We start from the raw sequence: 25,696 nt of genomic DNA, 5'->3' as shown, positions 1-25,696 counted from the left end.
TCAGGCGCCGATCGTGGTCCTGCAGGCCTCCAGGATCGCGCGTGCGTTCCCGAGGGAATCGCTCTCGGCGTATGTGCGCAGCACCGGTTCGGTGCCGCTGGCCCGGATCATGAGCCACTGGTCGCGATCGAAGTGGTACTTCCACCCATCGATCGTCTCCAGCCGCCGCACCTCAAGGTCACCGAACTTCGTGAAGGCCCCGCTGGCGCACTTCCGCAGCACCTCCTGCTTGAGCGCCTCGCTGATGTGAAGGTCGTTGCGGTCGTAGCTGAAGGGCCCCACGATGGCGTACACCTCCTGGATCAGTTCCTCCAGCGTCTTGCCGCTCCTGGCCATGAACTCCCAGATGGTGAGCCCCATCCAGATCCCGTCGCGCTCGGGGATGTGACCCTTGATGGCGATGCCACCGCTCTCCTCCCCCCCCAGCAACACGTCCCCCTCGATCATGATGCCGCAGATCCACTTGAAGCCGATCTTGACCACCTGGTACTCCAGGCCGTAGTGGCGGCACATCTTCTCCACCTTCGGGGTGGTGCTCACGGCCACCACCACCTTCCCTTGGAACTGCTTGTACTTCACCAGGTAGTGGATCAGCAGCAGGATGATGTGGTGGCTGTCCACGAATTCACCCCTGCTGTTGTACAGCCCGATGCGGTCGGCATCACCGTCGGTGGCCAGACCACAATCGATGCCACCCTTCCCGATCAGGTCGCTGAACTCCTTCAGGTTCTTGTGGATGGGCTCCGGTGCCTGACCCTTGAACGACGGGTCGTGTTCGCAGTGCAGCAGGGTGGTCCCGGGCAGGATCCTCCGGATCACGTTCTGACCGGCGCCGTACATGGCATCGTAGCCCAGGCGCAGCCCACTGTTCCGGATGGCGTCAAGGTCGAAGTTCCGCTCCACATGCTCCACGTACATCGTCTCCAGGTCCACGATGGCCAGCAGGCCCTCCGCCTCGGCCTTCTTCAGGTCGATCGCGGCGAGGTCGATACCGTGTGTGGTCGGGATGATGTCCTCGATCTCCTGCACGTGCTCGGGGATCAGCGGCCCTCCGTAGTGCCCCTTGAGCTTGTAGCCATTGTAGCTCGGCGGGTTGTGGCTGGCGGTGAGGATCACCCCCATGCTGGCCTTGAGCCGGAAGGCGCCCAACGAGACCATCGGCGTGCTTACAAAGCCACGCGCCAGATGCACCTTGATGCCCATCGACACGAAGACCTTCGCGGCCGTCTCGGCGAAGAGCTCGCCGGCGAACCGGCAATCGTGCCCCACCACGATCGATGGCGCGTCCGGGAACCGCTGCTTCACCCAGTTCCCGGTGGCCAGGCTCACACGGGCCACATTGTCCACGGTGAACTCCTCGGCGATGATGGCACGCCAGCCATCGGTCCCGAACTTGATCTTCGTCATCGACTTGTTCTTGAAGGGGCGAAAGTAGGAGGCGCCGACGGTCCGCTGCCCCGGGCGGGAGGCGTGTATCAACAGATCAACGGTAGATCCCCCGGGCGTTCAGGGCCCGCTGGTAGCGACGTGCGTTCACCAGGTGTTGTTCATAGGTGCGTGCGAAGTTGCTGTATCCGTCCAGCGTTTCCCGTGCACAGAAGTACAGGTGGTCGTGTTTGCTGGCGTTCAGCACCGCGTCGATGTAGCCCGGCTCGGGCATGTTGATTGGCCCGGGAGGCAGGCCCGTGTGCGTGTACGTGTTGTAGGGGGAATCAACACGTTTGTCGGCATCGAGCACCCTGTTCACGCTGTCCAGTCCCAGCGCGAACTTCAACGTGGGGTCCGCCTGCAGAGGCATGCCGATCCGCAGCCGGTTCAGGTATACACCGGCGATCATCGGCGCCTCATCCCGTCTTGCGGTCTCGGCCTGCACGATGCTCGCCAACGTGCTCACCTCCATCGGGCTCAGCCCGATGAGCGCGGCCTTCGACCTGCGGTCCTCGTTCCAGAACCGTCGGTGCTCCCGTTCCATCCGCGTGATGAACGCCTCCGGCAGCTCCGTCCACCACACCTCGTACGTGTTCGGCAGGAACAGCCCGATCATGGTCTCGGGCCGCAGGCCGGCACGCGCGATCAGCCCGGGATCGGTCATGGCGTCGAGCATGGCCATCGAATCCGCCTCCACATACCTCGCCACCTGCCCGGCCAACTGGGGCAAGGTGCGGATGTTCGTGAACGTCACCCGAACGGGGTCCTGCTCACCACTGCGCAGCCTGTTCAACAAGGCGTTCAGGCTGGTCCCGCTCGGGATCACGTAGCGCCCGGGCTTCACACGGGAGACATAGTTCTTCCGCCTGGCCAGCCAGCGCAGCGCCGCCTCATCGGCCACCATGCCCGCGCCCTTGAGGCTGTCCACCACCTGATCGAACGTGGCGCCCGTGGGGATGAGCAGCACCCGCTCCGCGGGAGCGAACGCGGGACCGGGACCGAAGACCGTTCGCCAGGTGCGGTAGCCCAGCGCCCCGGCGAGCACAAGCAGGACGGTCACCACGACCACTACGATGCGCCAACGCTTCATCGCCTCATGGTCCCAGAGAACACATGGCCGACCGGGCCGCTGAGATGCACATCCTTGAACCCTGGACCGGCCGGCGCCGCCTCGACGATCAGCCGCCCGCCCCGCGTGACCACCTCGCAGCGGCCGTCCACCAGTCCACGCGACATGGCCGATAGCGCGGCCGCCGTCACCCCGGTGCCGCAGCTCAAGGTCTCGGCCTCCACGCCACGTTCATAGGTCCGCATCTCCAATCCGCCCCCGGCCCACCTCACGAAGTTCACGTTGATCCCTGCTCGGGCATGTTCCGGGGCGTACCGGATGGCCCGCGCCTCGGGGATCAGATCCACCGCTTCGGGATCATCCACCCAGACGATCAGGTGCGGCGATCCGGTATGGACCCGGTCCATGCGTTCGTCGAGCCGGTCCACCCTGCCAACGTCGCACATGCCCACGCGAACACCATGGCCGGACCAGCCGGCATGATGTGGACCGTCGATGGCCGTGAAGCGGACGGAGGAACGATCCCCGGTGAGTTCCGACCAGGACCCGAACGCGGCGCGGCTTCCGTTCCCGCAGAAACTCCGGCTGCCGTCCGGGTTCAGGAACTCCATGTGGAACGCCATGCCATCAGCGGTCGCCGGTCTGATCAGGATCAACCCATCGGAGCCGATGCCGAAATGGCGGTCACACCAGCGCCTGACCATGGCCACGTCATGGTCCGGGAATTCCTTCCTGCGGTCATCGACCACGATGAAATCGTTGCCCGTACCCTCCCACTTGCTGAAGCTCCATCCACCGGCCATGGCGCAAAGATGCGGCCCGTCCGCCGGCGCCGCAGCGCTCATGCCCTTCCACGATCAACACTTTTTAACGCTGGAGCGCCGCGCACGGGCCTGACAGCAACGTTGTTTCGTACAGCGCGGCATGCCACTTGATATGCCACCGAACACCATGAAACGCACCTTCTCCTACTTCCTGGCCGCCCTCGCCGGTGGGATCCTGGCGATGAGCGGGTATGACCTGTTGCTCCGTCCGACGCTCAAGTCCGATGGCCCACCGATGAGGAGCGTGAACACGGCCGCTCTGCCGGTGAGCATGCCCACTCTGAACCCGGGCGCCGCCCCGGTGGACCTGGTGCCTGCCGCCGAGGTCTCCGTGAACGCGGTGGTGCACGTCACCACCGAGACGATGGTGCGCTACCGGGACCCGTTCCAGGATTTCTTCTGGGGCTACAGGCCCAGCCAGCCGCAGCCCCGAGAGGGCGTCGGCAGCGGGGTCATCATCGCCGACGACGGGTACATCGTGACGAACAACCACGTGGTGGAAGGTGCGGACAAGATCTCCGTACACCTGAACGACAACCGATCGCTCCCGGCACGCGTGATCGGGCGCGACCCGAGCACGGACATCGCCCTCCTGAAGGTCGACGCCACCGACCTGCCCACACTGGCCTTCGGGAACTCCGACGAGGTGAAGGTGGGGGAATGGGTCCTCGCCGTTGGCAACCCGATGAACCTGACGAGCACCGTGACGGCCGGCATCGTGAGCGCCAAGGCCAGGAACATCAACCTGCTTCAGTACGATCCGGGCCGCGACATCTTCCCGATCGAAAGCTTCATCCAGACCGACGCTGCGGTGAACCCCGGGAACAGCGGTGGCGCTTTGGTGAACACCCAGGGCCAGCTGATCGGCATCAACACGGCGATCGCCAGCACCACCGGCCAGTATGCCGGGTATTCCTTCGCCGTACCGGCCAACATCGTGCGCAAGGTCACCAGCGACCTGCTGGAGTATGGCAGTGTCCAGCGCGCCTATTTGGGGGTAAGCATCCGGAACATGGATCAGTCGCTCGCGGAAGAGGCCCGCATGGACCGGATCCGAGGCGTTTACGTGAACGGGCTCACCGAGGGTGGTGCCGCCCAGTCGGCAGGCCTCAAGGAGGGCGATGTGATCCTCAAGGTGGGCAACATCGAGGTGAACAATGTGCCGCAGCTCCAGGAGCAGGTGGGCAAATTCCGCCCGGGTGACCAGGTGACGGTGACCGTGCTGCGCGACAACCGGGAGCGTGTGGTCGACCTTACGCTGCGCGGCCGCGATGGTTCAGGCACGCTTGCGGCAACACCCGCCAAACGCGAACTGAGCGAGGTCCTTGGGGCGCAGTTGTCCGCGGCAACGCCCGAGGAACTGCGCGCCCTCAAACTGAAGAACGGGGTGAAGGTGGTCTCGGTGGACACCGGTCGCCTGCGCAGCAGCGGCATCCGGGAGGGGTTCATCATCACACGCGTGGACGACCAGCCGATCAGCAAGCCGGATGACATCGAACGCGCGCTCTCCAACAAACGCGGCGGGGTCCTGATCGAGGGCGTGTACCCCAACGGCACGCGTGCCTACTATGGCCTGGGGGTTTGAAGGAGTTGGGGCCCAGAAGGTTGTAGGGACCCTGCCGACGACCCATGGAACGGGCAGCTTGTCCCGTAGGGAGGTGGGGCCTTACCTTCGCGCCACACCCGTGGTGGGGTCCAGTGGACCGACCACTTCTGAAGTCCCTGACCACCAACCTCTAACACCCTCCGCACCGTGACCAGCAGGATGCGTCAGCTCAAGATCACCAAGTCGATCACCAACCGGGAAAGCCAATCGCTTGACAAGTACCTGCAGGAGATCGGCAAGGAAGGGTTGATCACCGCGGACCAGGAGGTGGAGCTGGCCCGCCGGATCAAGGAAGGGGACACCCGTGCATTGGAGAAGCTGGTGAAGGCCAATCTGCGCTTCGTGGTATCCGTGGCCAAGCAGTACCAGAACCAGGGCCTCAGCCTTCCCGACCTGATCAACGAGGGCAACCTCGGCCTGATCAAGGCGGCCCAGCGTTTCGACGAGACACGGGGCTTCAAGTTCATCAGCTACGCCGTGTGGTGGATCCGCCAGAGCATTCTGCAGGCGCTGGCCGAACAGAGCCGCATCGTGCGCCTGCCGCTCAATCAGGTGGGTTCCCTGAACAAGATCAACAAGGCCTTCGCCAAGCTGGAGCAGGAGTATGAGCGCCCGCCCAGCGCGGACGAGCTGGCCGCTCTGTTGGACCTTCCCCCCGAGAAGGTGGCCGACACCATGAAAGTGAGCGGCCGCCACATCAGCATGGACGCCCCCTTTGTGGAAGGCGAGAGCAACAGCCTGCTGGATGTGCTCCCCAACAATGACAGCGCCCCGGCCGACAGGCTGCTCCTGAACGAATCCCTCAGCAAGGAGATCGAGCGGGCCTTGAGCACCCTCACCGAGCGGGAGCGTGATGTGGTGAAGCTTTTCTTCGGGATCGGCATCAACCACGGTCTCACACTGGAGGAGATCGGCGCCAAGTTCGACCTCACCCGTGAGCGCGTGCGTCAGATCAAGGAGAAAGCGATCCGGCGATTGCGGCATACCAGCAGGAGCAAACTGCTCAAGGCCTACCTCGGCTGAACCTTCGCGCCCCGCCCTTGGCGGGGCGCGTCCTTTCACACCATCGGACCAACCCTCATCACCCATCCATGCAGACCCTGGAAGCCAGGACCGGATACGAGACCGGCCTGAAGGATTTTGTGGACCGCGAGAAGGCGGCCGTCGACCTGGAGAATTCCGTTGGCCAGCTCATGTACGGCCGCGGTGTGGAGCTCGTGTTCTTCCGCAATCACCTGCTCGACACCAACATCAGCGAGGTGCTGAATCTCTTCAACTACGCCAAGGACGTGGTGCAGAAGCCGATCGATGTCTTCACCACCTCGGAGGTCGCAAGGGCCCTGCTCACCATGGACCTCGCGCCCAGCAAGATCGACATCGGCAAGCTCACCTGGGAGTACGGCCAGAGCGGCGGCAAGGACCTCTATGCCTTCCTCAAGACCACGCTCAGCGGCTTCATCGGTGCCGACAAGCACAAGTTCGAACCCCGGGATGTGGTGCTGTATGGATTCGGCCGCATCGGGCGCATCGCCGCCCGGGAGCTGGTGAAGCAGGCAGGGAAAGGCCAGCAACTGCGCCTACGGGCCATCGTCACCCGCTCCCTCACCGACGAGGAGATCGTGAAACGTGCGGCACTCCTGCGCAATGACAGCGTTCATGGCGCCTTCAAGGGTAGTGTTGTGGAGGACCTGGAGAACAAGTGCCTGATCATCAATGGCCAGCGCGTGCAGCTCATCGCGGCCAACAGCCCGGAGGATGTGGACTACACGGCCCACGGGATCAACAACGCCCTGATCATTGACAATACGGGCGCCTTTACGAAGCGCGCCGATCTCGCCCGGCATTTGAAGGCCAAGGGCGTGAACAAGGTGATCCTTACCGCACCCGGCAAGGAGATGCCGAACATCGTGTACGGCATCAATCACAAGGAGCTGGACATCGAGAATGAACAACTGTTCAGCGCGGCAAGCTGCACCACCAATGCCATCTGCCCGGTGCTGAAGGTGATCGAGGACGGGATCGGCATCGAAAAGGGCCACATCGAGACGGTGCATGCCTACACGAACGACCAGAACCTCCTGGACAACTACCATAAGAAGCCGCGCCGCGGTCGCAGTGCGGCCATCAACATGGTGATCACCAGCACCGGTGCCGGCAGTGCGGTCACGAAGGCCATTCCCAGCCTGAAGGACAAGCTCACCGCCAACGCGGTGCGTGTGCCGACGCCCAATGGATCACTGGCCATCATGAGCCTGAGCCTGAAGAAGGCGGTGACCCGGGACGAGGTGAACGAGATGGTGCGCCATGCCGCCCTGAACGGAGAACTGGTGAACCAGATCCACTACCAGATCGACCCCGAACTGGTGAGCAGTGACATCATCGGAGACACCTGCTGCAGTGTGTTCGACAGCAATGCCACGATCGTCGGTCCCGACGGGCGCACGGCCGTGCTCTACGCGTGGTACGACAACGAATTCGGTTACACCAAGCAGGTGATCCGCCTGGCCAAGCATGTGGCCAAGGTGCGCAGACTGATCTATTACTGAACCCTCCCCGCGAGGAAAAAGCCCCGCGCCGTGCGCGGGGCTTTTTATTTCCCCTCCAGCGAGCCCGGGCCCGGGCTGAGGCGGCCGCATACGGGCACACGCATGCGATCCGCGCTCCATGCCCGCCCGTTCGGCCCTTGGAGCGACCTGTGCAGCTCGCCCTGTTGAGCACGGTCCCCGCGGATCCTGTGCACCCCAGGCCGGGGACGGCCGATGCCTTGCACGGCAGCGGCGCCATCGGTAGGTCGAATGCCGATCGAACTTCGTTCATCACGTAAGCGGGGCGCACCGCATCGCGCTCCGCACGAACCTCCGAACGCACGAAGGGCCGCCCCGTGAGGAGCGGCCCTTCGCCATGAAGTTCGTTCAGCTTACTGGCGGACCAGGCGCTGGGTGTAGAAGCGATCGCCCACGCGGACGTTCACCATGTACACACCCGGAGCCAGCTGTCCCATGTCCATCGTGTGCACGAAGGCACCACCCGGAGCAGCGATCTGCTCGGCCATCACGCGCTTGCCGAAGATGTCCATCACGTCGATGTCCATCCGCTCGGCGGCGGCGATGCCGTCGAAGGCCACGTTCACCACCTCACCCCGGTTCGGGTTCGGGTACAGGCTCATGGTCACATTGCTGGCCTCGTCGAAGAGGATGGCCTCACGACCGCCACCACCCGGGGTGTTGAGACGGAAGCGGCAGGCCGGACCGAACTCAGTGTAGTTGCCACCCACGAGAGCGCGCACACGCACGTTCAGGTCGAGGTCCGCAGGCACCGGATTGGTCACCAGATTGGCCGGCACCAGATTCTGGATGGAGCTGAACACGCGGCGGCTGTAGGAGCCGTGCGGATCGAAGATCCAGAACTGGTAGCCGCTGGCGCCCGGGTAGAAGCTGGCGTAGATCTGCGTGCTCGTCTTGTAGAGCAGGTTCGTACGGTCGCAGCTGGCATTGATCAGGCGCGCCACGCTCAGCGGCAGGCAGAACTCGTTGATCACGCTGCTGGTGCTCGTGAAGGAACCGTTGGCGTCCACGATGCGGCGGCCGTTGGCGTCGCGCAGCACATAACCACCACCGTTGATGCCATCGCCACCGGCGTCGTTCACCACCAAACGGTAGCAGAGCTGGTTGAGGCAGAGGGTCTCGGTGACGATGCTGCCTGCCTGACCGTTCTGGTAGGGACCACCGGACAGGATCACCGTGGTTCCGGTCTGGTCACGCACCTCCCAAGTGGTCTCCGCCCCGTTGTTGTCCAGGGTGATGTCCAGCGTGAGGATCTCGGTGCAGTTACCGATCGGGGTGCCCGCGCAGTTGCAGTTGGCATCCACCACATCGTTGATGGTGAAGGGATTGCCATCGTCGCAGGACTGACCAGGCTCCGGGCTGCCCGGGCACACATCATCCGCATCGCAGGTTCCATCATTGTCATCATCGGCAAAGGTGCCGGCGCAATTGCAGTTCGCATCCACCACATCGTTCGTCGTGCATGCATCACCGTCGTCGCAGCTCTGACCAGGCTCAGGGCTGCCCGGGCACACGTCGTTGGCGTCGCAGGTACCGTCGTTGTCCGCATCTGCGAAGAGACCCGCGCAGTTGCAGTTCGCGTCATACACATCACCCGTGGTGCAGGCATCACCGTCGTCGCAGGCCGTGCCAGGCAGGGCGCTACCGCCCGGGGTGCCTTCGCAGTCGATCAGCTGGCCGATGCAGTTGCAATTGGCATCCCAGGTGTCGTTGCCGGTCTGGACCTGGCCATCATCGCAGGGCGTACCCGGCTGGGCAGGGCCTCCCGGGGTGCCTTCGCAGTCATTGGCCAGAGTGCCGCTGCAGTTGCAGTTCGCATCCCAGGTGTCATTGCTGCTGTTGGGGTTGCCATCGTCGCAAGCGGTACCCGGCAGGGCGCTGCCGCCCGGGGTGCCTTCGCAGTCGATCAGCTGACCCACGCAGGTGCAGTTCGCATCCCAGGTGTCGTTGCCGGTGGTGGCGAGGCCGTCATCGCAGGCGGTGCCCGGCAGGGCGCTGCCGCCCGGGGTGCCTTCGCAGTCGATCAGCTGGCCCACGCACACGCAATTGGCATCCCACGTGTCGTTGCCGGTGGTGGCGAGGCCGTCATCGCAAGGCGTACCCGGCTGGGCAGGACCGCCCGGGGTGCCCTCGCAGTCATTGGCCAGAGTGCCGCTGCAGTTGCAGTTCGCATCCCAGGTGTCGTTGCTGCTGTTGGGGTTGCCATCGTCGCAAGCGGTGCCGGGGAGGGCGCTGCCGCCCGGAGTGCCTTCGCAGTCGATCAGCTGACCCACGCAGGTGCAGTTCGTATCCCAGGTGTCGTTGCCGGTGGTGGCGAGGCCATCATCGCACGCGGTGCCCGGCAGGGCGCTGCCGCCAGGGGTGCCTTCGCAGTCGATCAGCTGACCCACGCACACGCAGTTCGCATCCCACAGGTCGTTGCCCGTGGTGGCCAGGCCGTCATCACAGGGCGTACCCGGCTGGGCAGGACCGCCCGGAGTGCCTTCGCAGTCATTGGGCAGGGTGCCGCTGCAGTTGCAGTTCGCATCCCAGGTGTCGTTGCTGCTGTTGGGGTTGCCATCGTCGCAAGCTGTGCCGGGGAGGGCGCTGCCGCCCGGGGTGCCTTCGCAGTCGATCAGCTGACCCACGCAGGTGCAGTTCGCATCCCAAGTGTCGTTGCCGGTGGTGGCGAGGCCGTCATCGCAGGCCGTGCCCGGCAGGGCGCTGCCACCCGGGGTGCCTTCGCAGTCGATCAGCTGACCCACGCATACGCAGTTGGCATCCCACAGGTCGTTGCCGGTGGTGGCGAGGCCGTCATCGCAGGGCGTACCCGGTTGGGCAGGACCGCCCGGAGTGCCCTCGCAGTCATTGGGCAGGGTGCCGCTGCAGTTGCAGTTCGCATCCCAGGTGTCGTTGCTGCTGTTGGGGTTGCCATCGTCGCAGGCGGTGCCGGGGAGGGCGCTACCGCCCGGAGTGCCTTCGCAGTCGATCAGAAGGCCCACGCAGGTACAGTTCGCATCCCAGGTGTCGTTGCCGGTGGTGGCAAGGCCATCATCGCAGGCCGTGCCCGGCAGGGCGCTGCCGCCCGGGGTGCCTTCGCAGTCGATGAGTTGGCCAACACAGTTGCAGTTGGCATCGTAGGTATCGTTGCCGGTGGTGGCCAGGCCGTCATCGCAGGCCGTGCCCGGCAGGGCGCTGCCGCCCGGGGTGCCCTCGCAGTCGATCAGCTGACCCACGCAGGTGCAGTTCGCATCCCAGGTGTCGTTGCCGGTGGTGGCAAGACCGTCATCGCAGGCCGTGCCCGGCAGGGCGCTGCCGCCCGGGGTGCCTTCGCAGTCGATCAGCTGACCGACACAGTTGCAGTTGGCATCGTAGGTATCGTTGCCGGTGGTGGCAAGACCGTCATCGCAGGCCGTGCCCGGAAGAGCGCTGCCGCCCGGGGTGCCTTCGCAGTCGATCAGCTGACCCACGCAGGTGCAGTTCGCATCCCAGGTGTCGTTGCCGGTGGTGGCAAGACCGTCATCGCAGGCCGTGCCCGGCAGGGCGCTGCCGCCCGGAGTGCCTTCGCAGTCGATCAGCTGACCCACGCAGCTGCAGTTCGCATCCCAGGTGTCGTTGCCGGTGGTGGCAAGACCGTCATCGCAGGCCGTGCCCGGCAGGGCGCTGCCGCCCGGGGTGCCTTCGCAGTCGATCAGTTGCCCTACGCAGACGCAGTTGGCATCCCACGTGTCGTTGCCGGTGGTTGCGAGGCCGTCATCGCAAGCCGTCCCAGGAAGGGCTGACCCGCCGATGACCCCCAGACAATCGGCCGTGCAGTTGCCGATGTTGAAGTCGGAACTGTAAATGGCATCGGTGGCGTCCAGACCGTTCAAGGACATGAAGTAGTCCTTGTTGTTGGCCTGAGTGTAGCCGTCGTTCACGATGTTGAACGTGGCACACCCGGTGTTGTTGATCACCGGTATCGTCATGATCACCCGCTCGGTGTTGGCCGACCACGTCTGACCAGAGCAGGCTGCGCTCAACTGCGCGAACCCGAACGCGTTGAACGTGTAATAGCGGAACCCGCCGTCCACGATCTGCCCATCACCCGAGGGGGTGATGAAGAAGCCCCCCGGGCAGAACTGGGCGAGCGCATTCACGTCAAGGCTTGCGCCGGACGCATCGTTCCACCGGATGGTGAACGTGATCGAGGACACCACCTGGTTGAAGGAGGCATCCGGACGGACCCTTACCTCCAACGTGTTGGGACTGGCGTTCGGGAAGAGGCCGATGTCCACGAGCGGCTGCGCTGTGGCGCCGGTCCCCAAGGACAAGGCGAGGAGCGCCCCCCACAAGGAACGGCTCCTGGTTCTGGTTTGAGAGAACATCATCAGGGTTTGGTTTTGGTCACAGGGTAGGGTCAACAACCGGGGCGGAAGGTAATACGGATCCCCGATCGGTCAAGGCAGTTGTTCCGCTCGGGTTGCGGTGGGCACCGAGCCTCCGATGTTCACCAGGATCGGATCGCGGTCGTTGGCGGTGCCGGCATACTTCACCAGACCGTCCAGGGTCACATCCATGGTGTGATAGCCAGGAAGCACCCCCGTTGGGAGGGTCCCCCCGATGGCCTGGAGGATCTCGTCCCGGTCATTGCTGGTGCCCGTGTACTTCAGCACGTTATCGCGGCGGGCGTTACCCGTCCAAAGCACCATCACCCCGCTCACGCTCTTGCGGGCGTCGGCGCCCCACGTACCCGTGGCCGCGGCGGTCAGGTCCACGAAGGTCGGGCTTCCACCCAAGGTCACCGGCACGGCGGTCATCGCTCCCAAGTGATTCCTATGACGCACCGAAACGTGATAGTTGCCTGCTGGGACACCGAACTGCGGCACACCGCCGTCCACCCCGATCACCTGCCCGTTGCGGCGCACCAAGGCGCTCCGGGTGGCCAGCACCTGGGCAGGATCCGTCGAGGACCGTAGTTCCAGAAGCACCCAATCCACCACCGCGTTGGCACCCGTGGTGGCCAGCAGGCCCGGAGCGATCGACTCCGCCCCCCCTCCCACATGGGTGAAGCCCAAGGCGGTGAAGGGTTCCGTACCCGGGATCAGCCCGCTCGAGCGCAGATCGTCCCGCATCAGGCCCGTCCCACCGTCATAGGGCCCCTCCAGGAAAACACGCACGTCAAGTTGCACGGCATTCGTCACGTTGGCCACCACTTCGGTGCGCGGACCTTCAGCGACCACGTCAGCGGTGCGGACCTTCCAATCATAGAGGTAGTAGTAGTACTGGCTGCCACCGGTGCTGCCCGTGATGGCCCCCAGGCTACCGATCGGGTAGGGGTAGGAGACCCCGCCATCGTTCCTCCACAGGTCACGATACACATCCACGTTGTCATCGTAGGCCGTGATCCGATGCTGCGTGCCGGCGGGGACCGACCAGTTCACGGTCACCGTGCTCATGCCGTTGGGGATCTCCACATACTTCTCCTCGATGAGATTGCCCACGCGGTCGAAGAGCACGAAGTGACGCTTGCCCACTGAATTGGAGTACACCTTGAACGATTCCAGCACGAAAGGCTCGTACGCATCGAAGAGCAGGTACTGCTTGGAGTTGCTGTATGCACCGCTACCGGAGTTGTTCGGCTTGCCGACGTTCAGATCCACGCCGGCGGACACGTTCCGGTCACCCACCCAATACGACGTGGTCTGGTTCAGAACGGGGGTGGTGAAGTTCGCACCCGTGCCCATCAGGGTGCCGCCGGTGGGCGCGTCGTACCACCGAAGATCACCGCCGGTGGCCGCCAGCTGGGCGGTATTCCCGGCAGGGACCGTGGCACCCGTACCGGTCGGGGCGGCTGGAGCGGCCAACTGGGTCACCGTCATGCTCGGCGTGGCCAGCGCACCGCAAGGGGCGGTCACGGTGCAGGAATAGGTCCCCGGTGTGGTCACCGTGATGCTCCGCGTCGTGGCCCCCGTGCTCCACAGGTAGCTGTATCCCGGGGTGGCGGAGAGCGTGACGCTCCCTCCCGGGGCGAGCACCAGACGACCCGAGGCGTTCATGAACGCACCGCCACCGCTGTTCGCCGCGGACTGCTGGGCTAGGTTGAACGGGATCGCCGTCCAGTTGTTCTCCTCGTTCTCCTCGCGCCAGCTGTTCTGCGGATCCACTTCGGCCACGATCCAATAATTGCCGTTGCACAATCCCGGCAGCAGGTTGATCCACATCCCGTCCAATCCCTCACTGTAGATGTCGTTCTTGCCGACCGAGATCCCCTGGAAGTTCTCACCGCAGCCGTAACCGACACCCAGACCGCTGTTCGGGAACTGGGAGGTGGTGAGGCTGGTGCCCTGATTGTACAGGTGCGAGGTGCGGCAATGCCCGGTGCTGTTCGAGCAGGTGCTGAGGTCCATGAGGCAGAAGCCCAGCTTCCCCCCGCTGGCCACCACCGGCCAGTTCCGCGGATCCGGCTCGCCGGGCTGCTCCAACCTCAGGGTCATGGTGGTCCAGTCATCCACATGATAGTGGTTGTGGGTGGGGTGATAGGTCATGGTGCCCGCCAACTGGTCCGTATAGGTCATGGCGTTGCCGTTCTTGGAATAGACCCGCTGATACAGCCGCTGCTTGGCCGCGTAGCCGTTCGAGCAGGTGTATCCGTTGTTATCCGTGGGCAGGTATACCGTGTTGGTATCCGTACCGCAGATGAAGGTGCGATACCCTTGGGCGTTCACGCCTCGTGCCTCCAACGGCCCGCGGCCCTGGTTCGGCGTCGATCCGCTGATCCGGAGGCGGCCTGCGTTGCCCGAGGAGGTCTGGCTGTATTCCGATGGTCCATTAGCATAGTTCTGCAGCGCGAACCAACTGATCTGGATATCCGGAAGCAATTCGCAGTTCCCGGTCCCATTGGCGCAGGTGCAGCCCGTGGCGTTGGTGACCGTGCACTGGGCTTCGGCCGGATTCAGGTCACTGAAGAACAGGGGTGCGGCGAGCACCCAGGCGTAGCGCTTCATCATGTCGTTCGGATTCTAGGAGGGTCCCTGTGCGGGGAGCCGCAAGATACATCACAGCGCAGGCTTGGTCAATACACGTGGAACCGCGCGGAACGGAGGCCCTCAGCGCAGTTCACAAGCAGGAGGTAAGGACCTGGAGCGACCCCTTCAAGATCGAGGACCAACGGGTCCACGCCCGTTCGTCCGCTCCTGTGCGCGCGCCCCATGGCGTCGGTGATCCACCATTCCGATCCGGCCGGAAGATCATCGGAGACGACCCGTACCGGTCCATGCGTGGGGTTGGGAAAGAGGCGAAGTCCGCGATCATCGGGCACCTCGTCCCCCAGCCCCACATCGAACGAAAAGCGGGCAGCTCCGCCGAAGAACGTCGCCACCCAGAGGCTGCCGTCCGGCGCGAAGCACAAGCGCTCCACGGAGTTGTCCGGTATGCCGCTCGTTCCCGTGTTGAACACGCTGTACTGCCCATTGGGCTCACGCAGGATCAGGCCGTTCAACTGGCTGCCGATCCACAGGCGGGAGAACTCGTCCTGCACGATGCACGTGAGCGCATTGGAGGGGATCTGCGAGTTGAACGTGGTGTACTGGAACCACGGCCCGCCGTTCCAGGCCCCACCCTGCCGTAGCAATCCGCCTGCCGGGCACGCCAGCCAGCGTTCGTTCGCCAACGTATCGATCAGCACGCCATACTGCGTGTTATCGGGGAACATGTCGATGTACGTGGCGTGCACCTGGACCGCCGTATCCGTGAGGTAGTGGAACCCACCGTTGATGGTCCCGAAAGCGACAAGACCGTCGGGGGCGACATCGATGTCGCGGATGTGATTTCCGTTCAGCACCAACCCATTGTAGCTCGATGGCTGGTCATTATACACGCGCCATTCCATGCCGGTATAGCACACCAGTCCTCCCACGGTGCCGAGCCATGCCCAGCCCCGATGGTCGAAAGTGATGCAGTTGACCTGATCGTCGGGCAACGGGCTGTTCTGCGTGGAGAACACCTCCCAATCCACTCCATCGAACACCACGAACCCATAGAGCGCCGTGCCGATCCAGAGATCACCGTTCGGTGCCACGGCCAGGGAGCGGATATCGTTCTCCGGCAGGCCGGAATTGCCGGTCTGGTAGATCGTCCAATCAGCCCCGTCGTACCTGCACAAGCCCCAATCGGTGCCCACCCACATGTTGCCGCTGCTGTCCGGTGAGAGCGCCCTGACCGTGTTGCTCGGAAATCCGGCCGTGTTCATGTCGAACACCTCCCATGACTGGGCGTTCACCCGACCATCCGGAGCGGCGGTCGCGATCACGAACGCAGCTACCATCCCTGTTCGGCTCCGCCTCATGCTGCAAGGTGTGCTCACATCCGTTGCGAAGAGCATGACGCTCGTCAAGGTAGTTGCTCGACCCGGATCAGCGTGGGTACCGTACCCCCGATGTTCACCAGGATGGGGTCGCGATCGTTCGCGGCGCCAGCGTACTTGACCACGGCGTCCATGGTCACGTCCTCCGGCCAGTATCCCGGAACGGTCGTCGTGGGGACGGTTCCTCCAATGCGGACGAGTATCGGATCCCTGTCGTTGGACCCACCCGCATACTTGAGCTGGCCGTCACGGATGACGTTGCCCGCCCAAAGGAGCCTGACCGTTCCCGAGACCTTCCGTGCATCGGTGCCAAAGGTCGATTGGGCCGCAGCGGACAGATCGACCATGATGGGCGTGCTGCCGAGCACCACCGGATCACCCGTCATGGCACCCAGATGGTTCCGATGGCGGATGGCGACGTGGTAGTTCCCCGCGGCCACCGGCAGCGCGATGCTCGTGGACCCATTGATGTCCACCACATCCCCATCCCGTTGCACCAGGACGTGCAGGGCGGCACGGAGCACGGAGGGTGTGGCCGGATCACGAAGCTCGATCCGCACCCAGTCCACGATGGCATCATTCCCGGTCACCGAGAGCACGGAAGGGTCGATGGTCTCCCCACCGCCCAGAAGCTGAGCGAACCCGAGCGCGGTGTAGGGCTCTGTGAGCGGGAACGCGGGGTTGGACCGCAACTGATCCCGCATGAGCCCCGTGGCCCCATCCCAAGCGCCTTCGAGCAGCACCCGCGCCGACAAGCGCGGCGTGACGGCCAGACAGAACGTGTCCCTGCGCTGGAAGGTGAACTGACCATTGCCGAAGACCAACGTGTCACCAGCACCGGTGGTCAGCAGGTAATTGCCCTGGCCCCAATCGCAGCACATGCCATCACCGTAACTGTCGTTCACCTCAAGCACATAGCAGCTGTCGGCATCGAGGCAGAGGAATTCAGGCGGTCTTGGGTAGACACCATTACCGGCCACATTGGTGAAGGGCCCGCCCGAGGCCACCGTGGTGCCGTTCAATCGCTTGATGTTCCAGGTGGTCTCCGCGCCCCACCGGTCCAACCGAAGGTCGAACCGGGCCGCGGTGCTGGTACCGATGATGATGGCACCCGTGCGCGTCAAACTACCAGACCCATAGGGGTTGGAGGCCTGCAGGGTCACATCGTAGGTCCCGGGTGCATCGAAGCGCAACACCGGGTTCTGGCTGGTCGCGCTGGTGCCATCGGTGAAGGTGAACCCGGTGGATGGGCTCAAGGACCAATTCCACCCCGTGGGATCATTGATGGACAGGTCGCTGAGCGTCACCTTGCCTCCAACGCAATAGCTGGACGGCGTGGCGCTGTGGTCCACCACCGGCGGGATCGCGCCGTCATACACCTCGATCGCATCCAGCGCCATGTCTGAGGTGAAATCCGTGCCCGTGCGCCCACGGAACCGGAGCACGATGGTGCCACCGGCGAAGGCATCGAGGTTCACGATCCGGGTCTGCCAGGCGTTGCCTTGGTCACCCTGGACCGCCGGAGTGATGTCCAGATGCCATTGTTCCCCATCGAACACATCGACCCGCAGGGAGCCCATCGCCGGCCCGAACATGTGATAGCCGTACCGGAGCCGAGGCAGCAACACCCCGGAAAGGTCGATGCAGGGGCTCAGCAGGTGGGCCTCACTGTTGAGGCAGGAGGACGCCTCCAGGTAGATGTAGTTCCCAGTGGTGGTCCCGGGCTGCAGGTCCGCAACCGGACCGGTTCCCGTGCTGGGCGTGCCGTTCTCGTCCGTCCGCCAATCGGTACCATCGAACGCACCACTGGTGACGTTCACCCATCCATTGGGCAGGGCACAGATGGTGGCGCCACAATTGCTCGAAGTGCCGCAGAGGGAGCCGCTCTCAAAGTCCTCCAGGAAGGGCGCCGCCAAGGCCCCCCCCGCATACAGCTGATAGGTCGCCGTGGAGGTGTCGTTGGCCGCGGCCAGATCGCCGGGCATCGAGGTCCATGCCTTGAGGAGGTGGTTGCCCAGACCCGCGATGGCGACGGTCCCGGGGAAGCTCAGTTCGACCACCTGGCCCGAATTGAGGGGGCCGGCCAGAACCGTGCTGACCACAGCCCCATTGTCCAGCCGGTAGCTCACCGGGATGTTGGACTGCGGCAACAGACCGTTGTTGCGGACGGTCACCTTCACGGGTCGGGGGTCGTTCGCACAGTCCGGGTACATGCCCTGGAGGGGCTCGATGATGCCGGACACGCCGACGTTCACATCGAGCGGTACGTCAAAGGCCTCCACCTGGTCGGAGCGGCTGGAGGAACTTCCCTGGCTGGCGCTGAACCCGAGGCCCCGACGGGCGAAGGCGGCCCAGATGAGCTGTTGGTTCGCCCCACCATAGAGGACCTGATCCGCCTGAAGGATGGCATCGCGGCCATCCACGAATCCAGGGTTGCACGCCGTGTAGCGCAGCCCCTCCGTCACGAGGTTCATGGCGATGTTGTTGCCCGCCGTACCGTTGTACAGGTCGGGGCTGAACCCGTACTGCGCGATGAGGTCCCAGGTCATCTCCCACAGCATCGTGCACCATACGAACCCGATGCCGTGCGGCTGGCTCAGCCCCGAGTTCGTCGAAGCGTAGGTGTATCCGTTCACCCCGAAGTTGGTGGAGTACGGTGCCGGTCGGATACCCGCGCCGGTCACCGGTTGCCCGAGGACGTAGGTGCCGATGCCCCGTGGGTCGGGCCCTTGATCACCCGGTTCCATGGTGAACATCAAGGCATAATAATCGCTCCAGCCCTCGCCCATCTGCTCGGCATTGGACAGGCAGCTGGTGTTGGAGGGTCCGCCCACAAGGCGGTTGCTGATCCCATGGCCGTACTCGTGCACGATGACCCCATTGTCCAGGTCGCTGTCCCGCGCGGGGGAGGTGCTGGTCCAGCGGAACATCTGCATCCGCGGCGCGCTGCCGTCAGGCGGGGTCCCGAAGTTGGCGTTGTTCGTGCCGCTACCATCCTGCGCGTCCGCGTTCACCGCATCGTTGCCGGCACCGCCGTTCCCGTAGTTGTTCACCTGGAAGTTGCCGCTCGTCTCATCGAAGCCGTACTGATACATCACATCGTGGATGATGTTGTTCCAGTAGTACAGGTTGGCGATGGCGGCCGATTCGTAATCGACCGGTTCGAGCGCCAGATCGAGCGGAAAGTCGAAATCGAGCGTGGGTCCACCATCGGGGCTGAAACCCGGCACGTTGTTGTTGTCGCGGTCCTCGGAGGCGTACACATTGTTCCCCCGCGTGATGGTGAACTCTGCCCCCGGGGTGCCATCGGTATCGTTCCATCCGAAGGGGGATGCGTTCGGAGCGGCGGTCCAGGAGGCGTTGCGGATCGCTCGGGCGCCATGGCTGGGGCTCTCCAGCGGCATGGGGAAGACGTTGAGGTCGTTGGCGGCGGCCGGCGCCGGTGCTGGAGGTGCCACGCCATGGTCGTGTTCCGCATGAGCGGCAGCAGGTTCGTCGAACCGGCACTGGCTCACCCAGTCGTTGCGCTCCAGTTCCTTGCCGGTCGCGGCGTCCAAGCGGATGTTCCACCAGTGCGATCCGTCGGGCATGTAGAGGGTGACGTTCCACACCGGGACCAGTTGACCCAGGTGCTCCAGCATGAACAGCCGCACCTCGGGATCCTCGCTGGCAAGCCCCTCACCAGCGAACACGACCTGCCTGCGGCGGTCATCGACACGTTTGCGGACGAGCGTGACAGGACGAAGCCCTTCCATCAGCATCACACGTTCCAGCGCCTGCTCCGGCGTCAAGGACACACCGCCTTTCGCCGCGCGCGCCGCTGCGCCCTTGACGAGCCGCTCGTGCATCGAAACGATGGTCCCGTCCGGCTTGATGTGCAAGGCCACCTCCGTGCCGTAGACCTCGATCCCCTGGACCGTCTGACGCAGGTAGGCATGAAGCACGCCGGTGCGCCGGTCCGTATACGCATCCGTGATCGTCAGTCCTTCGATATCGTCGGCGGCGTATCCTTTCCGAAGCAGTTCGCCCCGAGCGATGGTCGCGGGTTCGCGAAGGGGGACCTGGGCGAAGGCATCCGCGACGGGTGACAGCAAGGCGGCCACGAGGACCGTGTTAAGTAGGAGTTTCTTCATCAGAAAAGGCGCAACTTGAGGGTCTGCAAGATACCGGATCGACCACCCCGGGTCCACCACCAGATCACCGCCGATCGGGATCCCAACGGTCCCGGGTCATTTCCGACTGAAACGCGCCACCCGGCCGTTGCCCCGGATGACGTAGGTCCCACTGAGCAGCGAAGTGAGGTCGATCACGTCCGTTCCACCATCGAGCAGGTCGGCAAGGACCACACGGCCCGAGGCATCGAGCACCTCCACAGGTACGCGTCGACCGGCTTCGCCCAGGCCGGTGACCTGCATCAGGTCGTCCGCCGGCACGGGTGCAAGGCTCAGCTCCGGGATCGAACGATCCAAGGATCCGACCGTGGCCGCGGGTGACACGCGCAGGAGGGCATGGGTGGTGGCGTTCACGACCCAGATCCGGCCATCGGGACCGATCTTCACACCCATCAGGCCCGGAGCCGCAGTGGCCACCCGGCCCAGTTCGACCGCAGGCGAACCGGAGATGTCGTAGATGATGAGCTCACCGGTCGCGTGGTCGCTCAGCACCATGCGGTCGCCCACCACATCGATGCCTGCGGGTTGTACCAGCCCGGTGCTCACGATCACCTCCCAGGTGTATCCGCTCACGGTGGTGTATTCCACGTAGCTCTCCCAAGGGCCAAAGGTGGCCGGACCGGTGACCGAGCCGGAACGGATGTCCATCCGGAGGACCCGCTGGCCGCCGTTGTCCACCACATAAAGCCATCCACTGGTCTTGTCCAGCACGCAGTGGCTCACCACATGATCGTTCGGATCACGGGTGATGGTGAAGTCAGCGTACCGGCGGATGATGGCATCGCCGTGGTAGCTGTTCCCGGGACCATGGTCCTCCCGGAAATCATTCATAACGATGTCGCCATTGTAGCCGTCCACCACCCAGAAGCGGTTCCATTGCTCATGCGCGATGCCCTGGCTGTTGGGGTTCACATGCAGCATGTCCAGGTGGCTCCCGAGCGGACCGAAGATGCCTTGCGCGTAGATGGCCGGGTCGCTGCTCCAGAGACTTGGGCCCGTGAAGGGATCCCCCCCGTTCTGGTTGGCGTCGAAAATGCCCGGACTGGTGGCGAAGTTGTCGTTATCGGCGAAGGCGATCCCGGTGGGCAGGCTCATGAAGTGCCAGTTGTTGGGGTCCTCCTGCATCAGCCAGGTCATTCCGGGCTGCCCCACGTTGGTGAACTTCACCGTGCTGCCACCGCTCTGCTCGGTGTCCTTGTTGATCACCCAGAGCTCGTTGCGCGACAGGTCGGGATGGAAATCGAGGTCGCGCGGCACCAGCAGGTCCTGGTCGGAATCGGCGATCGTCTCCACCACGGGAGAACCGATCAGGTACTGGTCGAGGATGTTGGGGATCGGTTCGTTCACCAACGTGGATGAGGTCGCCAGGTCATTGGCAGGAGCCATGTCGGTGCCGCCATTGATGTTGCTGGCCCAGACCTCCAGCGTGAAGGTGCCTGTGGAGGCGGGCACCCAGGGCGTGGCGTGCTCGAACTCGAGCACATCACCGGCCTGCAGGTTCACAGGTCCCACGTTCTGGACCACAGGCGCGCCACCGTTGATCCGGTAGTTCAGGTCGAAGGTGGTCACCGGGTCGGAGCCAAGACTGGCCACGGTACCGATGATGCGGACCGGTTCATCGCGGAACGCAAAGAGCGCGGTGGTCAGCCCATTGACGCTCATGTCACGCGCGACCGGGAGATCGGCCACGAAGCTGAAGGTCTGCCCTGCGCCCGTGCCGACGAAGTTGGCGACGTTCACGCCCTGCACCAGGACGGCGAAGTTCAACCCGGCGTCACCCCAATCGTCCGCCCAGATAATATCGTAGCTGGCACCCTGGGTCAGGCAGAACGGGCCTTCAGCGATGGTGAGGTTGTTCCCATAGCCGCCGGGCTGCTGCTGCTGAGCTCCTGCCCCGCCACAGCCCACCAACGGGTTGCCCCCGCTGAAGATGGTCCCGTTACCGCACGGGGAGCCACCGGGCAGCAACTCCCAGTACGTTTCATAGGCGTAGGCGTCGGTGCTCACCTCGATCACGACCTCCACCTGGCCCACGGGGCACTGGGGCAAGGCGGCGCCTGCGATCGGGATGAGGACGGTGGCGGCAAAGCCGCGCAAGAGGGCGTTGTTCATGGCGGACGAAGCTAGGGCAGTACCGGTCCGACGCCGGACCTCCATCGACCGAACGTTGGGTTCCCTCCATGAACGGATCCAGGAGGGCCGTGGTTCGCCGCTCAGGGCAATTGTTCCGACCGCACCGCGGTGGGCACCGTGCCGCCGATGTTCACCAGGATCGGATCGCGATCGTTCGCGCTGCCGGCGTATTTCACCACCCCGCTCATGTTCACATCCTCGCGGTAGTAGCCGAACGCCACCGATGTGGGGGTGTTTCCGCCCACCACGTTCAGGATGGGGTCGCGATCGTTGCTGGAGCCGGCATACTTCAGGCTGCCGTCGCGCACCACATTACCGGCCCAGAGCAGCTGCACGGCACCGGCGGTCTTGCGCGCCTGCGTGCCCCATGTGGCCGTGCCCGGTGAACGAAGGTCAACCGTCACCGGGATACCTGACAAGGATGACGCGGAGGCCGTCATCGCACCCAGGTGGTTGCGGTGGCGCACGGCCACATGGTAATTCCCCGGCGGCGCGTTCAGGACAACGTTGCTCACGCCGTCCACACCCACGATGTCACCGTCGCGTTGCAGCAACGCACATCGCGTGGCCACGATGGTGGACGGGGTCACCGCGCTTCGCAGCTCCACGAGCACCCAGTCCACGATGGCGTCGGGACCCGTGACGTCGAGCACGCCGCCCACAAGCTGTTCGCCACCACCGCCCCCTGCCTGCACGTACCCCAGCGCCGTGTACGGCTCGGAGGCCGGGATCAGCGCCGAGGTCCGCAGGTCGTCGCGCATCAGACCCGTGCCCGTGTCGTAGGAGCCCTCCAGGAAGACCTTCGGGGCCAGGGTCAGCACGTTGTTCACCGCCACACATCCGTTCTCCACGCGGGTGATCACATTGTTGGCCTGGTCGTTCACGATATCGGTGACGTGGGCGATGCAGATCTGCGATCCGGTGAGGGACAGGTAGTTGATCCGGACGAGCGGCACGTAGCTGGTGTTCTTGGCCAGGGTGCTGTCCAGGTAGCTCAGGCCGATCACCTTGGTGCCACCCAGCGAGGAGGATACGCTGATATCGCCCTGGAGCGAAGGCGCGAGGTTCTGCACGCTCTGGATGGTCAGCCCCGAGACCTCGAACTCATAGCCCAGCACGCGGCAATCCGGGTTCTTGATGTGGATGTCCACCGTCCCGTTGACCTGGTCGAACGCGCCGATCGCGAGACTTACCGTGTCCAGCGTGCTCAGCCAGCCCCGCGGGAAGTCGCACCACGGATGATAATGGATCTGGTGGGGCAACTGGTCGTGGGCGTCCTGGGTGCTGTAACAGTTCACCATCAGCGCGGCATCCGTGACCGTCACCTCACCATCGCCGTTCAGGTCCGTGCACGCGGTGGTGGACACATCGTTGCCATGTATGCCCTGCACATAGGCCTGTGCATCGGGCTGGGTCTGGAAGCCGTCGCTGTTCAGGTCCCCGGTCCTCGTGGTGCCCGCGCATTGTCCTGTGCAGTCAAGCACCGCATCCCCATAGGGTTGACCGAGGCAATCCGTATACGTCGGGCAGTTGCCCACCACGCTGAAGGAAGGCACGTTCTGCCCGTTGCGCGTGATCTGGATGCACACCTGTGCGTAGTTGTTCGCGTAGTTCTGTTCATGGCGGCCCAGCGCATCGGGGGCCTGCTGCCAGTTCGTACGCAACACCAGGGTGTACTTGCCCGCCGGCACGTCCGTGATGTCGATCCAGTTGCAGGTGGTGCCACTGCCATAGATGTCGTAGCAGCCCTTGCTGATGCCCATGTTGCTGCATCCGAACTGGCCCGTGTTACCCGGATAGCACCCCACGTCGATGACGCAGAAGCCGTTCTTGAAGCCCACGGGGATCTTGTTGCCCAGGGTATCGAAGAGGATGTAATCCGCGTAGCCGGCGTAGTGGGCATGGCCGTGGCAGTTGTTGAAGTCGAACATCTGCGGCTGGGCGCTCGGGCTGCCGATGTAGTAGTCCGTGGTGCCGATGTTCTCGATGCGGGTGGTGAAGCGCAGCACATAGCGCTGGCCGAGGCCCTTGGTGCATCCCTCCACGGGGGCACAGGCATCGGTGATGTTCACCGTGGCCAGGTTCAGGCTGCTCTGCAGCGCGCTCTGGCTCATGATCAGGTCCGGGCCATCGGGGCAGGACGGGTCACCGGGCGCGATGCAACAATCCACGCAGGGGACGGTGGCCAGCGGTTCGTAGTTGCAGGAACCGGGATCCGTGCAGCCTTCCACCGGACCGTTGTAGATGATCTCGAAGGTGACGCTCGAACAGCTGCCACCGTTGGTGCCCACCCGCAGGTGATGCGTGACACCGGCGGGCATGTTGGCGTTCACCACCGCCTGCAGACCGCAGCCACCGTCGTTGTCGTCCCCGAAGGTGGCCCCTTCGATCCCCGGCTGGGGATTCACCAGGTTGCAGGCCATGTCGTAGAGCCAGAGCTTGGTATCACAGGTGTTGAGGCCGCAGGTGGTGATGGTGTAGGATCCCGGCTGGGCCGGGGTGAAGTCGTACCAGTACTCCACACTGGGCGCCGTGTGCTGCCCGAGACCGATCGGGATCGCCTCTGTGCAACTGAACCCGGGTGGGCAATTGAACACGGTCTCCTCATACTGGGCGTACTGCCCTCCTTCCACGACAAGCGCACCGTCCAGGAACACGGCGTATCCACCATAGCCATAGGAGGGGTGATAGATGCCGTCCCCGGCCGTGTCGTTGATGCGGAACACCAGACAGGTGCCCGCTGGCACACACACCGTGGTGCCGGTGAAGGTCCCGCTGGCAAGGACCACGTTGGTGGCGCCGTTCTTCAGGGTCCAGGAGATCTCGCCCGGGTAGTTGTCCGCCACCAGGTCGATGCGCACCCGTTGCTGACCTGACGGGCAGCTGTAGTCGCACGTTCCGTTGTTGATGTTGACCCCGGCGCTGTAGTTCGCCGCGGTGGGCTCGTTGCACCCGAACACGGGGATGAGGTTGCCCATGACCACGTCATCCAAGGCGATATCACTGAGCTCGCCCGTGCCCGTCACGGCCCGGAATCGCACCCGCACGTTGGTCTGCCCCGCCCACGGGGCCAGGTCCAACCAGCCTTGCGTCCAATACCGACCCTGGTCGCCCGCGGCCGTCCACAGCCCGGAATGGATCGTGCCGTTCACGTTCAGGTCCACGTACAGGGCACCCATCTGCGCCCCCTGCATGTGGTACCAGAACGTGAGATAGGGAGAAGCCAGGCTGCTGATGTTATAGCACGGCGACTGCACGATGGCCGTTTTGTTCGGGGACGCGGTGGAACCCGTGGCCTCCACGTACAGGTACTTGCCCGACGTGTTGTTGGAGGTGTGGTCGCCGATGGGACCGGTGGCCGGCGTGGGCGTGCCGTTGTTGTCCGCGAACCAGTCCAGGTCATCCGTGGTGAGGTTCGTCCAGTTGTTCACGAAGGTGCCCGGTGTCCCCACCGTAAAGCCCGTGAAGGCCTCGGTGGACGGAAAGGTGGTGACACACTGACCGAACAAAGCGGTGGGTACGAACGGAGCAGCAAAGCCTGCCGCCAGGAGCAGATGGCGCATGGTATCGGAATGGT

At 64.2% G+C, this 25,696-nt stretch carries 12 protein-coding genes; 3 read left to right on the top strand and 9 right to left on the bottom strand.

From position 1 onward, the window contains the following. From IPM49_17095 to dapF, 3 genes are all read right to left on the bottom strand, one after another. Complete coding sequence (locus IPM49_17095; protein MBK9276240.1) at positions 1 to 1,407, bottom strand: phosphoglucomutase/phosphomannomutase family protein; 1,407 nt, start codon at positions 1,405 to 1,407, stop codon at positions 1 to 3. 76 nt (positions 1,408 to 1,483) lie between these two features. Next, positions 1,484 to 2,518: an endolytic transglycosylase MltG gene (gene mltG, locus IPM49_17090; GenBank protein ID MBK9276239.1), complete on the bottom strand. Its 1,035-nt coding sequence runs from the start codon at positions 2,516 to 2,518 to the stop codon at positions 1,484 to 1,486. After that, positions 2,515 to 3,342: a diaminopimelate epimerase gene (gene dapF, locus IPM49_17085; protein ID MBK9276238.1), complete on the bottom strand. Its 828-nt coding sequence runs from the start codon at positions 3,340 to 3,342 to the stop codon at positions 2,515 to 2,517. The genes mltG and dapF overlap by 4 nt, the downstream gene beginning before the upstream one ends. Before the next feature lie 91 nt (positions 3,343 to 3,433). Here dapF and IPM49_17080 point away from each other — a divergent pair, with 91 nt between their 5' ends. The 3 genes from IPM49_17080 (at position 3,434) to IPM49_17070 (ending at position 7,473) form a co-directional block, all read left to right on the top strand. Beyond that, the gene (locus tag IPM49_17080; protein ID MBK9276237.1) at positions 3,434 to 4,906 is read left to right on the top strand and encodes a Do family serine endopeptidase; all 1,473 of its coding nucleotides are present in this window, start codon (positions 3,434 to 3,436) and stop codon (positions 4,904 to 4,906) included. Between the two features lie 180 nt (positions 4,907 to 5,086). Beyond that, the gene (locus IPM49_17075) at positions 5,087 to 5,950 is read left to right on the top strand and encodes an RNA polymerase sigma factor RpoD/SigA (protein MBK9276236.1); all 864 of its coding nucleotides are present in this window, start codon (positions 5,087 to 5,089) and stop codon (positions 5,948 to 5,950) included. Positions 5,951 to 6,018: 68 nt separating this feature from the next. Next, positions 6,019 to 7,473 carry a glyceraldehyde-3-phosphate dehydrogenase gene (locus tag IPM49_17070; GenBank protein MBK9276235.1) on the top strand — a complete coding sequence of 485 codons (1,455 nt, stop codon included), beginning with the start codon at positions 6,019 to 6,021 and terminating at the stop codon, positions 7,471 to 7,473. A gap of 371 nt (positions 7,474 to 7,844) precedes the next feature. Here the strand turns inward: IPM49_17070 and IPM49_17065 are convergent, their stop codons facing one another. The 6 genes from IPM49_17065 to IPM49_17040 form a co-directional block, all read right to left on the bottom strand. Continuing rightward, the gene (locus tag IPM49_17065) at positions 7,845 to 11,777 is read right to left on the bottom strand and encodes a T9SS type A sorting domain-containing protein (GenBank protein MBK9276234.1); all 3,933 of its coding nucleotides are present in this window, start codon (positions 11,775 to 11,777) and stop codon (positions 7,845 to 7,847) included. 132 nt (positions 11,778 to 11,909) lie between these two features. Further along, positions 11,910 to 14,459, bottom strand: a complete 2,550-nt coding sequence (locus IPM49_17060; GenBank protein ID MBK9276233.1) for a hypothetical protein — start codon at positions 14,457 to 14,459, stop codon at positions 11,910 to 11,912. Between the two features lie 65 nt (positions 14,460 to 14,524). Beyond that, entirely contained in the window at positions 14,525 to 15,796 is a 1,272-nt protein-coding gene (locus IPM49_17055) for a hypothetical protein (GenBank protein ID MBK9276232.1), read from the bottom strand. A gap of 44 nt (positions 15,797 to 15,840) precedes the next feature. Beyond that, positions 15,841 to 19,947, bottom strand: coding sequence for a M36 family metallopeptidase (locus IPM49_17050; protein MBK9276231.1), 4,107 nt, complete (start codon positions 19,945 to 19,947; stop codon positions 15,841 to 15,843). Positions 19,948 to 20,043: 96 nt separating this feature from the next. Beyond that, the gene (locus IPM49_17045) at positions 20,044 to 22,098 is read right to left on the bottom strand and encodes a hypothetical protein (GenBank protein ID MBK9276230.1); all 2,055 of its coding nucleotides are present in this window, start codon (positions 22,096 to 22,098) and stop codon (positions 20,044 to 20,046) included. A 101-nt stretch (positions 22,099 to 22,199) separates the two neighbouring features. Next, complete coding sequence (locus tag IPM49_17040; protein MBK9276229.1) at positions 22,200 to 25,682, bottom strand: hypothetical protein; 3,483 nt, start codon at positions 25,680 to 25,682, stop codon at positions 22,200 to 22,202. Between the last annotated feature and the right edge of the window lie 14 nt (positions 25,683 to 25,696).

The sequence above is a fragment of the Flavobacteriales bacterium genome, assembly GCA_016715895.1.
Taxonomy (GTDB): domain Bacteria; phylum Bacteroidota; class Bacteroidia; order Flavobacteriales_F; family PHOS-HE28; genus PHOS-HE28.
Note: the sequence above shows the minus strand (reverse complement) of the source record. Positions and strands in the feature narration are given on the sequence as shown.

Excerpts from the sequence above, each read along its gene's own strand:
- mltG (MBK9276239.1), bottom strand. The coding sequence starts at position 2,518 with ATGAAGCGTTGGCGCATCGTAGTGGTCGTGGTGACCGTCCTGCTTGTG.
- IPM49_17095 (MBK9276240.1), bottom strand. The coding sequence starts at position 1,407 with ATGACGAAGATCAAGTTCGGGACCGATGGCTGGCGTGCCATCATCGCC.
- IPM49_17070 (MBK9276235.1), top strand. The coding sequence starts at position 6,019 with ATGCAGACCCTGGAAGCCAGGACCGGATACGAGACCGGCCTGAAGGAT.
- IPM49_17040 (MBK9276229.1), bottom strand. The coding sequence starts at position 25,682 with ATGCGCCATCTGCTCCTGGCGGCAGGCTTTGCTGCTCCGTTCGTACCC.
- IPM49_17055 (MBK9276232.1), bottom strand. The coding sequence starts at position 15,796 with ATGAGGCGGAGCCGAACAGGGATGGTAGCTGCGTTCGTGATCGCGACC.
- dapF (MBK9276238.1), bottom strand. The coding sequence starts at position 3,342 with ATGAGCGCTGCGGCGCCGGCGGACGGGCCGCATCTTTGCGCCATGGCC.
- IPM49_17060 (MBK9276233.1), bottom strand. The coding sequence starts at position 14,459 with ATGATGAAGCGCTACGCCTGGGTGCTCGCCGCACCCCTGTTCTTCAGT.
- IPM49_17075 (MBK9276236.1), top strand. The coding sequence starts at position 5,087 with ATGCGTCAGCTCAAGATCACCAAGTCGATCACCAACCGGGAAAGCCAA.
- IPM49_17080 (MBK9276237.1), top strand. The coding sequence starts at position 3,434 with ATGCCACCGAACACCATGAAACGCACCTTCTCCTACTTCCTGGCCGCC.
- IPM49_17045 (MBK9276230.1), bottom strand. The coding sequence starts at position 22,098 with ATGAACAACGCCCTCTTGCGCGGCTTTGCCGCCACCGTCCTCATCCCG.
- IPM49_17050 (MBK9276231.1), bottom strand. The coding sequence starts at position 19,947 with ATGAAGAAACTCCTACTTAACACGGTCCTCGTGGCCGCCTTGCTGTCA.